Annotated in this window: 15 protein-coding genes; 6 read left to right on the forward strand and 9 right to left on the reverse strand. The window is 52.1% G+C overall.

The genetic code is table 11. The features are described 5' to 3' along the window. Nucleotides 1-108 precede the first annotated feature (108 nt). Nucleotides 109-480: a DUF423 domain-containing protein gene (locus ACO0LN_RS23875; RefSeq protein WP_422978149.1), complete on the forward strand. Its 372-nt coding sequence runs from the start codon at nt 109-111 to the stop codon at nt 478-480. Here the strand turns inward: ACO0LN_RS23875 and ACO0LN_RS23880 are convergent. Together ACO0LN_RS23880 and ACO0LN_RS23885 are read right to left on the reverse strand one after the other, a co-directional pair. Further along, complete coding sequence (locus tag ACO0LN_RS23880; RefSeq protein WP_422978151.1) at nt 477-1,820, reverse strand: reverse transcriptase family protein; 1,344 nt, start codon at nt 1,818-1,820, stop codon at nt 477-479. The two genes, ACO0LN_RS23875 and ACO0LN_RS23880, sit on opposite strands and share 4 nt — an antisense overlap. Nucleotides 1,821-2,075: 255 nt before the next feature. Beyond that, on the reverse strand, nt 2,076-2,687 hold the full coding sequence (locus tag ACO0LN_RS23885) for a glutathione S-transferase family protein (protein ID WP_422978153.1): 612 nt from the start codon (nt 2,685-2,687) through the stop codon (nt 2,076-2,078). Nucleotides 2,688-2,878: 191 nt separating this feature from the next. On the opposite strand from ACO0LN_RS23885, the gene ACO0LN_RS23890 reads away from it, so the two are divergent. After that, nucleotides 2,879-4,594: an alkaline phosphatase D family protein gene (locus tag ACO0LN_RS23890; RefSeq protein WP_422978155.1), complete on the forward strand. Its 1,716-nt coding sequence runs from the start codon at nt 2,879-2,881 to the stop codon at nt 4,592-4,594. 50 nt (nt 4,595-4,644) lie between these two features. Here ACO0LN_RS23890 and ACO0LN_RS23895 read toward each other — a convergent pair whose 3' ends face one another. Further along, a complete protein-coding gene (locus ACO0LN_RS23895) occupies nt 4,645-5,106 on the reverse strand; it encodes a GNAT family N-acetyltransferase (RefSeq protein WP_422978157.1) in 462 nt (153 codons plus the stop codon). 217 nt (nt 5,107-5,323) lie between these two features. On the opposite strand from ACO0LN_RS23895, the gene ACO0LN_RS23900 reads away from it, so the two are divergent. Both ACO0LN_RS23900 and ACO0LN_RS23905 read left to right on the forward strand, forming a co-directional pair. Next, nucleotides 5,324-6,784, forward strand: coding sequence for a hypothetical protein (locus ACO0LN_RS23900; RefSeq protein ID WP_422978159.1), 1,461 nt, complete (start codon nt 5,324-5,326; stop codon nt 6,782-6,784). A gap of 138 nt (nt 6,785-6,922) precedes the next feature. Then, the gene (locus ACO0LN_RS23905) at nt 6,923-7,774 is read left to right on the forward strand and encodes an EamA family transporter (protein ID WP_422978161.1); all 852 of its coding nucleotides are present in this window, start codon (nt 6,923-6,925) and stop codon (nt 7,772-7,774) included. A 5-nt stretch (nt 7,775-7,779) separates the two neighbouring features. On the opposite strand, the gene ACO0LN_RS23910 is transcribed toward ACO0LN_RS23905, so the two are convergent. Both ACO0LN_RS23910 and ACO0LN_RS23915 read right to left on the reverse strand, forming a co-directional pair. Next, nucleotides 7,780-8,343: a YceI family protein gene (locus ACO0LN_RS23910; RefSeq protein WP_422978163.1), complete on the reverse strand. Its 564-nt coding sequence runs from the start codon at nt 8,341-8,343 to the stop codon at nt 7,780-7,782. A 75-nt stretch (nt 8,344-8,418) separates the two neighbouring features. Further along, complete coding sequence (locus tag ACO0LN_RS23915; RefSeq protein WP_422978165.1) at nt 8,419-9,213, reverse strand: class I SAM-dependent methyltransferase; 795 nt, start codon at nt 9,211-9,213, stop codon at nt 8,419-8,421. Nucleotides 9,214-9,399: 186 nt separating this feature from the next. On the opposite strand from ACO0LN_RS23915, the gene ACO0LN_RS23920 reads away from it, so the two are divergent. Further along, nucleotides 9,400-9,603: a DUF4124 domain-containing protein gene (locus tag ACO0LN_RS23920; RefSeq protein ID WP_422978167.1), complete on the forward strand. Its 204-nt coding sequence runs from the start codon at nt 9,400-9,402 to the stop codon at nt 9,601-9,603. A 66-nt stretch (nt 9,604-9,669) separates the two neighbouring features. After that, on the forward strand, nt 9,670-10,431 hold the full coding sequence (locus ACO0LN_RS23925) for a head GIN domain-containing protein (protein ID WP_422978169.1): 762 nt from the start codon (nt 9,670-9,672) through the stop codon (nt 10,429-10,431). Between the two features lie 49 nt (nt 10,432-10,480). Here the strand turns inward: ACO0LN_RS23925 and ACO0LN_RS23930 are convergent, their stop codons facing one another. The 4 genes from ACO0LN_RS23930 to ACO0LN_RS23945 are packed head-to-tail and all read right to left on the reverse strand — an operon-like array spanning nt 10,481 to nt 14,235. Continuing rightward, entirely contained in the window at nt 10,481-11,191 is a 711-nt protein-coding gene (locus ACO0LN_RS23930) for a YoaK family protein (protein ID WP_422978171.1), read from the reverse strand. 43 nt (nt 11,192-11,234) lie between these two features. Next, the gene (locus tag ACO0LN_RS23935) at nt 11,235-11,645 is read right to left on the reverse strand and encodes a hypothetical protein (protein ID WP_422978172.1); all 411 of its coding nucleotides are present in this window, start codon (nt 11,643-11,645) and stop codon (nt 11,235-11,237) included. Beyond that, nucleotides 11,642-13,519: an amidohydrolase gene (locus tag ACO0LN_RS23940; protein WP_422978174.1), complete on the reverse strand. Its 1,878-nt coding sequence runs from the start codon at nt 13,517-13,519 to the stop codon at nt 11,642-11,644. The genes ACO0LN_RS23935 and ACO0LN_RS23940 overlap by 4 nt, the downstream gene beginning before the upstream one ends. A gap of 59 nt (nt 13,520-13,578) precedes the next feature. Then, on the reverse strand, nt 13,579-14,235 hold the full coding sequence (locus tag ACO0LN_RS23945) for a hydrolase (RefSeq protein ID WP_422978175.1): 657 nt from the start codon (nt 14,233-14,235) through the stop codon (nt 13,579-13,581). Nucleotides 14,236-14,303 lie beyond the last annotated feature (68 nt).

Below are 14,303 nucleotides of genomic sequence, written 5' to 3' on the forward strand. Positions count from 1 at the left end.
TTGAAAACGCCATGTTTTACATGGCGTTTTTTTATGTCTGACTCTTTGCTCAGCCAGCAAAGCCACAAGGCTTTAAAATAGCATTTCTCTTTTAGCCTGGAACTCATCATGCAAGCACGTTCTTTCATCGCCACTGCTGCCATCCTCATGTTCATAGGCGTTGCTGCCGGTGCCTTTGGTGCGCATGGCTTGAAGCAAATGCTGAGTGCCGACATGCTGGCTATCTGGCAAACGGCAGTGACTTACCAGATGGTGCATGGACTGGGCATGCTGGCGCTGGGCATCATGTTGCAGCAACAGGATAATGCCCTGTTGCGCAAGGCAGCGTGGGCCATGCTGGCCGGGGTTATCATTTTCAGTGGCAGTCTGTATGCGCTGGCACTGACGGGTTTACGCATACTGGGTGCGATTACACCCATAGGTGGTGTCGCATTTTTGGCCGGTTGGGCGATGCTGGCGTGGGCGGCAATCCGTCGTTAATTCATAACTGGTGTGTCTGACCAGTTAATCTGCTCAAACAGGGTTTGCAGCTTTGCCGTGCGTGCCGGATTGATCATGCGCATATAGGCGAGTTTGCCTGCCAGATGAGCGCGAAAATTAGCATGTCCTTCGCGATTTTGCGACGCTGGATTGTGGCGCAGGCAGTTGGTCAGTATGGCTTTCAGGGTATCAAAATCGCTGCGCTTGATATTGCAATGGCTGTTCACAACGATACCTGTAACTTGCTGTCTGCTTGAGGCCCGCATGATGCGGGTCTTTTTGTAATTCAATACAAAACCTTCTTCCAGTGCGATGGCCGCCACATGTGGGATAAAACGGCGCAGGCTTTGCTCAAATTCTTCGTCACCAGAAAATGTCAGGTCATCTGCATAGCGACTATAACTGGCCTGCATGTTGTCCGCCAGGGCCTGCAGACGCATATCGAGCCGGTAAGCACACAAATTGGCGAGGGCGGGGGAGGTTGACGCACCTTGTGGCAGATGTGGACTGCGCAATAGATGAGCAGCGCTGACTGGAGCAAATGGGTAGCGGCTTTTGTCTTTGACGATAGCTGTGGGTGTGCGATTGCTGCATAGGCGTGCCAGCGTACCCGCCACTTTTTCTGGATAGCCCAGTTTGGCGAACAGGGCATGCAGCCGTGAACCTGGAATACTTATAAAAAAATCTTTCAAATCCAGCCTGACCACGACACGTTTCCCCGTGTGCTGTGCCGCATGGCTGATACTCGAACGGCCTTGCTGAAATGCCTGTGCCGCTGCATGTGGCGGTACTCGGTTCAATAGTTGTTGCAGGATTTTGCTTTGTATATTGCGCAGGCGTGACTTGGGTATTTCCAGCAAGCGCCAGCCGCCGCTTGCTTTTTCCAGCCAGTGGTAATGATAGTGTCCGAGTTGTGGTGCTGCCTGCGCATCCTGTCGCCATTGATCAGCAAACCAGGCCAGTTCATTGACAGTCAGGTTCAGGTGTCTGGCCAGATCAGCGGTGTTATTAAATTCAGGCAAAACCAGGGCTTGCAGCCATGCCGGTTTTTCTGGGGCGATCGCTGGTTGCAGGCAATACTGTTTGATTTGCGGTTTTTCCCCGTCGCGCCAGGCACTGTAGTAGCCATGGTCATCGAGTATCAATGCAGCCATTTCATGGCGGCTGTAATGATAAAAATGTGGGTCAGCATGCTGTTCAATTTTTTTACATAGCGATGGTATCCACGGCCATTTCCTGCCCAATACCCAGCTCATGTTTTTCATCAGGGCGATATGGCTGCATTCACCTGCCAGTAAGGCGTCAGCGATGGCTAAGGCGATCTGTTTGGGAATGTCCATGAGTGAAGGCAGTGGTGTATGATCGTCGGCAGCGGGGCGGCGGAGAGCCTGCAACCAGTCTCGTGCAGTGTGAGCCTGTCTGCATGGAATGCAGGGCGGCTCACGCGATGAAATACCAGGTAAATGTATCCCGCGGGGTAACCCCGCAGAGGCACTATGGACTTGCGTCTGAGCGCCAGCTTGCAGGGTCCGCCGCAATGCGAAGATAGAGCATGTAATCGTAGCTGTCAATCCACGTACTGCAATCTAAAGCGATTACTCGCTGTATTTTTCTACTGCTCTTTGATAAGCGGGACGTGCCGCTACCATATCGACAAAGCGTGTCAGGTTGGGGAAGGCTTCACGGCCAGCACCGCGCACGGCTGACTGTACGGCGAAAGACAATTGTATGTCTGCGCCCGTCAGGCTGTCGCCAACGAAGTAATCACGGCCTTCCAGCTCCAGGTTCAGGTAGCTGAAATGGTTTGCCACTTCGCTGCTGATACGTGGATGCAGCGGTGCACCGGCGTCACCCAGGCGACCTACATACAACTTCAACAGTAGCGGCAACATGGCTGAACCTTCAGCATAGTGCAGGAACTGCACATAGCGGTTGTAGTCAGTCGTGCCGACTGCAGGTGCCAGGCGGCCATTGCCATAGGTGCGGATCAGGTATTCAATGATGGCACCGGACTCTATCAGTGTCTGGTCCTTGTCACGGATGACAGGGGCTTTGCCCAGTGGGTGTATCTTTTGCAGCTCAGGCGGCGCGAGGCGTGTTTTGGGGTCACGGTCATACGAAATGACGGTGTAATCCAGTCCCAGTTCTTCGAGCAACCAGGTAATACGGCGTGAGCGTGATTCTTTTAAGTGGTGGACTTCTATCATGGCAGCCTCGTGGTGTGGGAAAATGAGAAAATCGGAAAAACTCATTATGCCCAGTTTTTGCAAAGCCTGCGCCGACACTTTTTAATTCGCTAGAGTGCTCACTCTAGACTTTCTTTAAAGAATCGTCGCGAGCGTCACATCCCTGACATAAGGCCGCCCTACTATCTCTCATTTTCCAGGGGAGTAGCCAGATGCAAAACGATCAGAAGAAAAATTCAAAAGCACCAGCAAATATCGCCAGACGCGGCTTTGTCATCAAGATGTCTTCCGTTGCTGCTGTCATGGCATCTGGCGGTGTTTTGACTGCCTGCGGTGGCTCCTCTCCAGAGCTGAATGGCGAGATGGCTGCCTTCAATTATGGCGTTGCCAGCGGCGATCCTCTGGCAGACCGCGTGATCTTGTGGACGCATGCAAAGATATCGACCGATGCCAGTGTTGATCTGACCTGGCAAATGGCAGCAGATGCCAGTTTTTCCAGCGTGCTGTTCTCGGGCAGGACGACAGCAAGTGTAGCCACAGGCTTTACTGCCAAGGTTGATGCGACTGGCCTGGCTGCGAATACAGAATACTACTATCGCTTCGTCGCACCAAATAATAGCGTTTCGGCCGTAGGCCGCACCCGTACCCTGCCAGTTGGCAATGTCGATCAGGTCAAGCTGGCGGTGTTCTCTTGCAGTGATTATCCTGCCGGTTACTTCAATGCCTATGACAGTGCAATCTCTTCCGGTGCGCAGTTCGCCCTGCATCTGGGTGATTATATTTATGAATACAAGGATGGTGTTTATCCACCAGCTGCGTCGCAAGTTGCAGGCCGTGTTTCTGCACCCGCCAGTGAGATTGTCACCGTCGCTGATTACCGCGCACGTCATGCCCTGCACAAGGCTGATCCTTACCTGAAAGCCCTGCATGCACGCATGCCGATGATCGCCATCTGGGATGATCATGAGTTTGCCAACAATGCCTGGATGGATAGTGCAGAAAATCATAATCCTGCTACGCAGGGCACCTGGGCAGCACGCAAGGCAGCGGCCAGCCAGGTTTATCATGAATGGATGCCGATACGCTCGCCAGATTCTGCCAATTTGCTGAAAATCTACCGCTCGTTTGACTTTGGCAATCTGTTGTCGCTGCACATGCTCGATACCCGCATGATAGGCCGTGAACAGGCGCCAGACCGGATGCTGGATGCGCAAGGCCGTGATGTGGCTGATCCCAAGTTCTTGCCCTACGCCTTCAACAAGAACAAGCAATTGTTGGGCACCACGCAGCAAGCCTGGTTGGATACGCAAATGACATCGTCCAAGGCAACCTGGCAGGTGCTGGGCAACCAGACTGTCATGGGCCGCGTGCAGTTGCCGGCATCGACACTGGTTTCCAATCTGAGCGCAGACTCAGTGACTGCTTACCTGACTGCCAAGGCAACGCCGGCAGCGGCACAGACACAGGCACAAAAAGATTTGCTGGATCCTTTGAAAAACCCAAAAATTTCCTACAACTTCGATAACTGGGAAGGTTATCCGAATGCCCGTGATACCGTCTTTAACTCCGCCGCGAAACTGAAAACGGCAGGCAAAAAATTCCTGGTTTTGTCTGGCGATAGCCACAATGCCTGGTTCAATAAACTGACCCTGGCGGATGGTACGCAGGTGGGTGCAGAATTTGCCGGCATGTCGGTTACTTCGTCCGGTTTTGAAGGCGTATTCCCTCCCTCAGTAGTGCCGCCTGCGACACTCGCAGGTACCATCAAGGCGCTGGTCGATGACATCACTTACATCGACACCTACCGTCGCGGCTACATGCTCATTACCGTGACACCGGCGCAGGCCAAGGGTGAATATGTGTATGTCAGTACCGTCACCAGTTCCAGTTATACCACCAGTGTGGATACTTTCACATACGCTGGCTAAGACAGGTCAGGCAGGAGCAAGAGAGCCAGCGATTGCTGGCCTCTTACTCTTCAAACCTGGTATTCCATGGCCAGCACTTCTTCATTTGAATCATTCTCGACAGCCACAAATCCCAGTTGGCAGTACAAATGCAGCGCCCCTTCATTATCACGGTATACCCGCAAACTGAGCACTGGTGAGCCAGTCTCGGCTATGGCACGTCGCATCAATTGTTCACACAATACCCTGCCATAACCCAAACCGCGTGCTGCAGGGGAAACGATGATACGGCCCAGGTGCGTGCGGCGCTCGTCCCGTTGCCAGAATTGGGCAAATCCGACCACATCCTTGTTCACATCAATCAGAACCAGGTCTTGCGCCTGTGGCTTTGCCAGCAAGGCTGGCAAGTCAGCACTGGCAAATGGAAAGGGTAACTGCGGGCCCGCCCAGCGGGTACAGGCCTGTATATTGTTTATCCAGGTGGCGATGACTTCATAATCATCCGGGAGGGCGCTGCGTAAAAGTGGCGACATGTTCATAGAGGATTGGGGGTATGCTTTTTTAAAAAAACAGCTATGCTCATGTAAACGGTATTTATTTTACAATTTAACCGTGGACGAAGTGCAATGAGATAAAGATAATCCGCACGTGGTTTGTATATGCTTAGCTCTGTTCAGAATCAGGTATTCGTCTAAATGTCTTGATAAATGTCTTGATAAGCGCCTTGATTAACCCACTCGAAAATCATCTATGTCAAACGCGCTTGCTGGTAATAACGGACAATTCAATCCGGCTCATTTCCAAAAACTGAAAACGGTGGGACGCTGGGCGCTGAGAATTTTCCTGGCTATCCTATTGATTATTGTATTGTTAGTGGCGGCACTTGCCGTCATCAACTGGAAAGACGAAGCCTTGAATCCAGAAGCGCAAGCTTTTCTGCATGACCAGCAATACCGCGTGCCCGATGCGCAGAATGGTTTTTATATCATGGAGGCAATGAATGCTCCTTTGGGTAGCGATCTACTAAAAACTGGCATAGAGAGTATCAAGGCTGAACAGGCCTTATACCAAAAAGATAAAGCCGCTTATGAAAGCCAGCACCATCCCGAGCACAGGGGAGAATATGTAAAGTTTAGCTGGAACAATAATCGCTGCAGGAAAACCATACAAAACTGCGTGAAGCTGGATTTGGAGAAACGCGCTGAACTAACTACGAAAATAACCAATAATCTGTTGCTGGCAGAGCGTTACGCATTGATGCGAAAAATGGGGAATTATGAAGAACATCTCATACCGTCTTTCAATGCAAAATTACCAGCCTACATCAACTTAAGCCATGCAATAGATTTGTTATTGACGCAAGCCAGTTTTCATGTCGCAGACGGCAAACTGGATGCCGGTTTGCAACTGCTGGAAAGCAATGACTCTTATCTCAGGTTGATGTTGAAAAACAGTTCCAGCCTGATTTCTAAAATGGTGCTGCAGGCGGCGATACGCAAGCAGGCGCGTACAGTAAGTGAACTGTTGGTGTTGTATCCGGCGCTGCTGGAACAATATGCAGAACGCATCACCAGTCTGGTGCGACCCATGACTGAGGAGGAGAAGAGTCTCGAGCGCCCGTACTTGTATGAGGCTGGAGTGCAGGTGAATTTTTCCCAGCATTTGCGTGCCAGCCTGGCGTTGACGAAAGATAAATCAGATAATCCTCCCTGGCCTTTGAATTTGCCGGGTGAACTCACTTTCCAGCCGAATGCAACATCCAATATGGTTGCCAGAAACTGGGCATTGATCATCGCTGCGGCAAAAAATCCATCTTCTGATGCGAGCGACACAAAAAATCGTTTAATCAGCTTGAATCAAGAGTTAAGCGGCAGCGGTATTACTTACTACCTCAATCATGCCTATAACCCTGCAGGAAAAATGCTGATGCAAATAGGTGTGCCAGATTATGCTGGAACCTATATTGATAGAAGCCGAGATACCGACGCCTATTTACGCATGGTCAGCTTGCAAGCCGATATCTTGCGCAAAAAAATTCCTGATGCCGACATTCCAGCATACCTTGCCAGTGCACCAGATGCATTGCGTAACCCTTATGATGGCTCTGCCATTGGCTGGGACAAGAAGGCCGGACAATTGAAATTTACTGGTCATGAAAATGCCAATAGTAATCTGGACGGGGGCAAGTTGAATATCGTCGTTCTGCGTTAGAGTTCTAAATGCAGAGCGCATCTTCAGTAATTCACCGCAGACGATGTTGGTTTACAATGCCCCTCATCCCTTATAGATGAAATGTTTGCGTATGTGTTTTGACCCAAGCTATTCACTACTCAGCTTGCTTGAATTTTCATGTCAAGCCTAGTTGTCGCTATTGTCTTGTTCGCCGCCTTCCTGCATGCCGCCTGGAATGCAGCGATCAAGGTTGGCACCAACAAATACTTTAATACAGTATTGGTGACCTCTGGTGCCGGCCTGGTTTGTGCGTTAGTGTTGCCTTTTGTAAGCCAGCCAGATGTGGACAGCTGGGTGTTCATGCCGGCTTCGGTAGCCTTGCAAGTGGTGTATTTCTATTTGCTGGCAGCAGCCTACCGGCAAGGGGACATGAGCCAGGCTTATCCTCTGATGCGTGGCACCGCACCGCTACTAGTGGCCCTGGTCAGTGCCAGTGTGATCGGTGAAGCTGTACCCACTTTGCGCTGGCTGGGACTGGGTATGCTGGTGCTGGGCATACTGGGTTTAAGCCTGTCTGGCCAGACCAGCGCAAGTGACAAACCCCAGGCATTGGCAAGCCGTGGTTTTGCCTTGCTGAATGCCTGTTTCATTGCCGGATATACTGTTGTTGATGGCATAGGCGTACGCAAATCTGGTGCACCCGCTGCCTATACCATGTGGATTTTTTTGCTGACTGCACTGGTGTTGTTGGCCGTCGTCATGCTCAGGGACAGACAGGTATTTTTTGCTTACATCAGGGGTAAATATTTTCTCGGTGTGGCTGGTGGTACTGCTTCAGTCGCTTCATATGGGCTGGCATTGTGGGCCATGACCCTGGCACCTGTGGCCGCCATTGCTGCCCTGCGTGAAACCTCGATACTGTTTGCCACCGCGATTGCGGCCTGGGTACTGCATGAAAAAATCTCAGCCCGGCGGCTGACGGCTATTTTGCTGGCGGTAGCGGGTGCCATCGTCATCCGCTATACCTGACAGACCTACTCTTTGATCGCCTCAACACTGAACGACAAAGTCACTTCATCACTGACAAAGGGAACATAGCGGCCTACACCATAATCGCTGCGCAGTATTTTGGTGTAACCGTTCGCGCCGCAGGCACGCTTGAGGTAGATGATCATGAAACGGCAATCAAACTGGGTGATATCTACCTTTACCTTGCGGGTGACATCCTTGATGGTCAGGTCACCCTCCACCTGCACCAGTTTGTCTTCACTGAAGACCAGCTTGTTCGACTGAAAAAAGATCTTTGGGTATTTCTCTGCATTGAAAAAACTGGCTGATCGCAGGATATTATTGAATGTATCTGAACCAGTATTGATGGAGTCTGCCTCAATGGCAATCTGCAGGCTACCGGTCTTGTTCTCCATATCCAGTTCTATGCTGCCGCTATTCCTGTCGAAACGGCCGCGCTGCAAGGACAAGCCCCAGTGCTTGTATTCAAAATTGCTGTATGTGTGTTCCTGATCAACGATGTATTTGTCTGCGGCATATCCGCTCATGCCAGTACAGCACAATATCAGCAGCAGGCATTTTCTGAACATAGCGGTTCCCAGAAAAAAGGCGGTAACAGCCATCATAAACTGTTACCGCCAGACTTACCAGTTGCGCTTAGCGTCTTAAGACTTGACGAACTTCAGTGTCATCCTGTCACTCTCGCCTATGGCTTCGTACTTTGCTTTGTCCTTGTCCTTGTTGGCAAAGGTTGGTGGCAAAGCCCAGACACCATTTTCATGCTCTGCATTGTCTTTAGGGTTGGCATTGACTTCAGATTTTCCCGCGAGTTTGAAGCCCACGCTCTCAGCCAGTTTGATGACATAGCTTTCATGCACATAGCCAGTGCTGGCTTTCTCATCCTGCGTCTTGCTGCTTGGCAGACGATGCTCAACTACACCAAATACACCGCCTGGTTTAAGGCTGTCATAGGCATTCTGGAACAGGGCTTTCATCGCTGGTTCACCATTGCCTATCCAGTTATGGATATTCCTGAAAGTCAGTATCATATCGACGCTGCCCTTGGCCGCGTATTCCAGTTTGGCAGGGGGGGCAAACACACCCATCTGTACTTTGCCATAGATGGCCGGGTTGGCATCCAGTTTTTGCTTGAAGCTGGCAGCACCCTTGCTGACAGCGGGGTCGCCCAGCGCAGCAATCATCTTGCCATTGTCGCGCAGATACGGTGCCAGAATTTCTGTGTACCAGCCACCACCAGGTGACAGTTCAACTACGGTCATGTTTGGTTTGATGCCAAAGAAAGTCAGGGTTTCATACGGATGACGCGCACCGTCACGTACAGCATTGGCTGGCGTGCGTTGTTGTCCGGCGATGGCAGCCTTCAAGGCATCATCGGCCAGCGCTGCCTGGCTGGATGCCAAACCTGTGATCAGGCTCATGGCGAGCAGAAATTGTTTCATACAAAGTCTCCTTAGAAAAAGAGTTGAGACCGCCAGGCCGGACAAACGTTCCATGGCGGAGTAATTGTTCATCGTGCAGCGCATCATAAGCGGTTTTCAAGAAGCCGCGGTAAATGTCATGGAGATGTAAAAAAGAAAACAGAATGCAGGGTATAATCATGCATGTATTTCCTCACTAAGCGTTTCATGAAAAAATCTCTCCTCCTGGTATTACCTCTGTTGTTTCCTGTCCTGTCTTTAGCACAAACACCCGTATTTCGTTGTGAAGTTGATGGCCGTGTGGTCTGGTCAGACAATCCATGCAAAAGCAAGGGCAAGGTAGTGACCGTCAAACCCCTGAAAACCCAGCCAGCAAAAAACGATAACGCACCCAAGTCACAGCCTAAATAAGTTTCCTTTTCAGGAACTTCGCTAATTAGTGATGGTCTCAAGGCAACAATTATTAAAGAGACTATGATGAAAAATCCGATTTCCCGCCGCTACATTCTGGGTGCCTTGCTGGCATTGGCCAGCCTGCCTGCTGCCGCTGACTGGTCAGATGGCTGGTTCAAAGGAAAGGCCGTAGAAGGTTCAGGCAATATCCAGAAACAAGACCGTTCTGCCACTGGTTTCTCTGGCATAGAGCTGGCTTTGCCCGCCAGACTGGAATTGCGCCAGGGCGATAAAGAAGGCGTACAGGTTGAGACTGACGACAATCTGCAGTCGCTGGTAGAAACCGTGGTTGAAAGCGGGCACCTGAAAATCCGCAATGCCGAAAAAAACAGTTACCCTAAAACCAGGACCATGAATATCGTGGTCTATTGCAAGAATCTGGACAAGATCGCCGTCAGTGGTTCAGGCAAGGTCTGGACTGACAAATTTGCCAGCAAAGAATTGCAAACCAAAATAGGTGGTTCAGGCGATGTGCAGATCAAGCTCTTGCAGGCAGACAGCCTGAGTGTGGTCATAGGCGGCAGCGGCAATTTCGTGGCTGCTGGCAACGTTAATGACGTGGCTGGCACGATTGGTGGATCTGGTGATATAAAAGCCGGCAGGCTGGAAGCGCGCAATGTCAAAATCAAGATAGGTGGTTCAGGCACAGCCCAGGTATGGGCCAGGGACAGGCTGGATGTCAGCATAGGCGGCTCTGGTGACGTCAGCTATTACGGCGATCCAAAAATCAGCAAATCCATAGGTGGTTCTGGCAAAGTGACGCGCAAGGGTGACGTGCCTGGCTAGGCAATGTGCCCGTAGTCTGCAATCAGCATCCGGAAATCATCCTCGCAGATTACTGGCGCGGGTCCGCAAGGCGTATCAACACCAGCAACACTGCAATGACGGGCAAGACGGCCACAAAACCCAGCCCGATGTAAGCGAAGGCACCGCCGACCGCACCTACTACAAAACCTGCAACCGCAGGTATGAAGCGGCGTATGCGTTCGCGCGCAATAATGTTACCTGATGCAGCATCGACGAGGTCAATCACTATCTGTGTCACATTACCGGTCATGACCGTCGTGGGTACCAGGCTGGACAGACTCAGGCGGCTGGTGCCATTCTGCAAGCCCATCGCCAGCGCACCCAGCATGCCGGTGGCGATGGCAGTGTATCCGGGGTTGGCATCCAGGTCAGGCCGCAGCAAAATACCTGTCATGGCAAAGGCAAACAGGAACAGGGCTTCCAGCGCCAGTAAGATTTTTAATACCCTCGTGCTGCCACGTGCGCTCAAAAAGCCGTGCGTCCATTTGGCCGCCAAGACACCAGCGATGAAAGCCGGGAAAGCCAGGAACTTTAAAGTCATGCCACTACCACCGTGTACAAAGGCGGCACCTATCAGGACAAAGTTGCCCGTGACATGGGCAGTGAATAGCCCGAACAGGGCGATGAAACCCAGGGTATCCACGTAGGCAGCGACCAGGGCCAGCAGGGGAGCTATCCACGCATTAAATGCCGGTGCGGGGTTGTTGGCTGATGCTGTTGTAGAAATGTCGGTTGCCATGTTTATTGTCCGTTTCGAATAGATACGATTCAGCTTGGGTGATTCATGCTGTCAGTAAAAGCGTGGCTGCCAGTAATAGGCCACCTGCCAGAGCAAGGTGTTCCAGAAACACGGTCAGCATGCGTCGCCTATCCCTGGCATTTGTTTCCCGCCAGAAGGCATGAAATAGCAGCGTTGCCATACACGTGAAACCAGCCAGGCCAAGCGCTCCCCAGCCGCCCAGATAACGCAGCAGGGGTTGCTCGGGAAAGAAGGCTGCTGCCAGCAAGCACAAACTGCCAGCAGTCTGCAAGAACACGGTACCGCATAATAAAATCAAAGGAGCAAAAGGCAGTTGTGCACGGACTTCAGCAAGCCCGTCTTGCCAGTGCAACAGTTTGTCAGCGGCACTCCAGGCGAACACACTCGCCAGCATAGCCAGGGCCAGCGTGTGCATGGAAGAGGGCAGTGTCATAGCCAGCACCCACAACCTAGTGCGCCCCAAAAACTTTTTTCATCCGATACCGGCACGGGATTGAGCCAGCTGGACGTATGGCCATGCCCATGAACCTGGCAGGGTTTCGCACAGCAGTTGGCATGCTGTACAGGTTTTTGCAGATGACCGGTTTTGTTTTTTTGCACCAGCGGTTCGCGCCAGTAGCCACCAAAGACATTGGTCGGTGCCCAGTCATTGGCTGCGCTTGGCATCGGTGGGGCGAGATCAGAAAACATGTCGTCACCATGCACGATCTTGCCGCCAACCACAGTCAGGTGCGACACCAGGCTGGCGATGTCCATTTCAGGAATTGCAAACAGATCGGCTGATGGTACGATGAAGTCCGCCAGTTGTCCGGCCTTGATCTGCCCCTGTCTGCCATCTGCATTGGCAAACCAGGCACTGCCTGTAGTCCACAGGCGCAAGGCGGTTTCCCGGTCCAGCAGATTATCTGACTGATACAGCTTAGTACCACCGACGGTCCTGCCAGTGATCATCCATGCCAGGCTGACCCAGGGGTTGTAGCTGGCGACGCGGGTGGCATCAGTACCACCGCCGACTGGAATACCGGCATCAAGCATGCGCCGCACCGGCGGTGAATGCGCAGCTTTCTGGCTGCCGTAGCGTTCTATGAAATATTCACCCTGATAGGCCATGCGGTGCTGTATTGCGATACCGCCGCCCAAGGCCCTGACGCGGTCTATGTTTTGCGGGCTGATGGTTTCTGCATGGTCAAAGAACCAGTGCAGATTGTTGAATGGAATATCGCGGTTCACACGCTCAAAGGTATCCAGTGCCCGGCTGATGGTTTCGTCATAGGTCGCATGCAGGCGGAAAGGCCAGCGTTTTTCTACCAGCAGGCGCACCACGCGCTCCAGCTCATCTTCCATGCTATCGCCAGGAGTTGGGCGCGGTTCACGAAAATCTTCAAAATCAGCCGCAGAAAATACCAGCATTTCACCCGCACCATTGTGGCGGTACATCGCATCGCCGGAAAGGGGCGGCAGCAAATCACTCCAGGTCTGGAAATCTTCTACTTCCTGCTTCGGTCTCTGGGTAAACAGGTTGTAGGCGATGCGCACTGTCAGCTCGTCTGCCTTCTGCAGTTTCTCTATGATGCGGTAGTCATCCGGGTAATTTTGAAAACCGCCACCCGCATCAATGACTGAGGTAATGCCGAGCCGGTTCAACTCGCGCATGAACAGCCGGGTAGAAATCTCTTGCGCATCCGGGTCCAGTTTGGGCCCCTTTGAAAGGGTTGCATACAGGATCATAGCGTTTGGTTTGGCCAGCAGCAGCCCGGTTGGGTTGCCCTGTTTGTCGCGCTCGATTTCACCACCTGGCGGACTCGGTGTGTCTTTGGTATAGCCGACTGCACGCAGGGCAGCGCCGTTGAGCAGCGCACGGTCATACAGGTGCAGGATGAACACCGGCGTATCAGGTGCTGCAGCATTGATTTCTGCCAGCGTTGGCAGTCTTTTTTCTGCGAACTGATGCTCAGTGAAGCCACCAACCACCCGCACCCATTGTGGGGCCGGGGTACGGGCAACCTGCTCTTTCAGCATACGCATGGCATCTGCCAGGGAGGGCACGCCATCCCAGCGCAATTCCATGGTGTAGTTCAAGCCTGCCCGTATCAGATGGGTGTGGCTGTCGTGCAAGCCGGGGATGGCGGCGCGGCCTTTGAGGTCAATTACTTTGGTGTGTGCGCCGATGTGACGGCGCACTTCTGCTGCATCGCCGACGGCGATGAATTTGCCATCAGCAATCGCTACCGCATTTGCCTGAGGGTTTTGTTTGTCCAGGGTAGTGAAACGGCCATTCAGGTACAGTGTGTCGGCGATAGCGATCATGATGTCAGTTGTCGTTAAGATTGATCATAGGCTGCATTTCGGGTGCTACTTATTGTCACTCAATGTGCGACTTTGCGTGCAGCCATTTTGTGTACATGTGTGATTGCATAATCTATGCCAGAACCATAGGCGCCGCTATGCTCAACCACCACGCCTGTCGTGCCTTCGTAGGTATCTTTCCTGGCCCAGTCGCGTTGCAGTTCCAGCAGGTACTGCTGCCAGGTCATGGGCACGGCACCAGCCTGTATCATGCGTTGCAAGGCCATGTTATGGGCAGCGGCTGAGGTGCCGCCAGAGGCGTCTTCAACGAAATACACTTCATAGCCATCGCGCATGGCTTCCAGCACCGGGAAGGTCAGGCAGACTTCAGTCCACAATGCGGCAAACACCAGTTTTTTGCGGCCAAATTTTTTCAACTCGGCTTTGACGGCTTCATCATCCCAGGTATTCATCGAGGTACGTTCAAAAATCTTGTTGTCTGGCAGCTCGGCCAGCAGTTCAGGCCAGATTTCACCGGAGAAACCGGCAGTTTCTACCGAAGTCAGCACGGTCGGTACCTTGAATACCTTGGCAGACTTGGCCAGGCCTATCACATTGTTTTTCAGCAGTTGGCGGTCTATGCCGCTGGCAACGCCGAAGGTCATTTGCGGCTGATGATCGATCAGGATCAGGCTGTGGTTGGTGGCTGTCAGTAAATCCAGTTTTGGGTTGCTCATGATGTGTACTCCGTTAATTTGAAATGCAGGGTTTTTAGGGGCTTGCTGGTTTGTGTCCAGGCATGTGT

Origin of the sequence: Undibacterium sp. TC9W (assembly GCF_049339865.1) — a bacterium.
Classification (GTDB): domain Bacteria; phylum Pseudomonadota; class Gammaproteobacteria; order Burkholderiales; family Burkholderiaceae_D; genus Undibacterium.

Excerpts from the sequence above, each read along its gene's own strand:
- ACO0LN_RS23945 (WP_422978175.1), bottom strand. The coding sequence starts at position 14,235 with ATGAGCAACCCAAAACTGGATTTACTGACAGCCACCAACCACAGCCTG.
- ACO0LN_RS23930 (WP_422978171.1), bottom strand. The coding sequence starts at position 11,191 with ATGGCAACCGACATTTCTACAACAGCATCAGCCAACAACCCCGCACCG.
- ACO0LN_RS23895 (WP_422978157.1), bottom strand. The coding sequence starts at position 5,106 with ATGTCGCCACTTTTACGCAGCGCCCTCCCGGATGATTATGAAGTCATC.
- ACO0LN_RS23880 (WP_422978151.1), bottom strand. The coding sequence starts at position 1,820 with ATGGACATTCCCAAACAGATCGCCTTAGCCATCGCTGACGCCTTACTG.
- ACO0LN_RS23890 (WP_422978155.1), top strand. The coding sequence starts at position 2,879 with ATGCAAAACGATCAGAAGAAAAATTCAAAAGCACCAGCAAATATCGCC.
- ACO0LN_RS23900 (WP_422978159.1), top strand. The coding sequence starts at position 5,324 with ATGTCAAACGCGCTTGCTGGTAATAACGGACAATTCAATCCGGCTCAT.
- ACO0LN_RS23940 (WP_422978174.1), bottom strand. The coding sequence starts at position 13,519 with ATGATCGCTATCGCCGACACACTGTACCTGAATGGCCGTTTCACTACC.
- ACO0LN_RS23885 (WP_422978153.1), bottom strand. The coding sequence starts at position 2,687 with ATGATAGAAGTCCACCACTTAAAAGAATCACGCTCACGCCGTATTACC.
- ACO0LN_RS23925 (WP_422978169.1), top strand. The coding sequence starts at position 9,670 with ATGAAAAATCCGATTTCCCGCCGCTACATTCTGGGTGCCTTGCTGGCA.
- ACO0LN_RS23920 (WP_422978167.1), top strand. The coding sequence starts at position 9,400 with ATGAAAAAATCTCTCCTCCTGGTATTACCTCTGTTGTTTCCTGTCCTG.
- ACO0LN_RS23935 (WP_422978172.1), bottom strand. The coding sequence starts at position 11,645 with ATGACACTGCCCTCTTCCATGCACACGCTGGCCCTGGCTATGCTGGCG.
- ACO0LN_RS23905 (WP_422978161.1), top strand. The coding sequence starts at position 6,923 with ATGTCAAGCCTAGTTGTCGCTATTGTCTTGTTCGCCGCCTTCCTGCAT.
- ACO0LN_RS23875 (WP_422978149.1), top strand. The coding sequence starts at position 109 with ATGCAAGCACGTTCTTTCATCGCCACTGCTGCCATCCTCATGTTCATA.
- ACO0LN_RS23915 (WP_422978165.1), bottom strand. The coding sequence starts at position 9,213 with ATGAAACAATTTCTGCTCGCCATGAGCCTGATCACAGGTTTGGCATCC.
- ACO0LN_RS23910 (WP_422978163.1), bottom strand. The coding sequence starts at position 8,343 with ATGTTCAGAAAATGCCTGCTGCTGATATTGTGCTGTACTGGCATGAGC.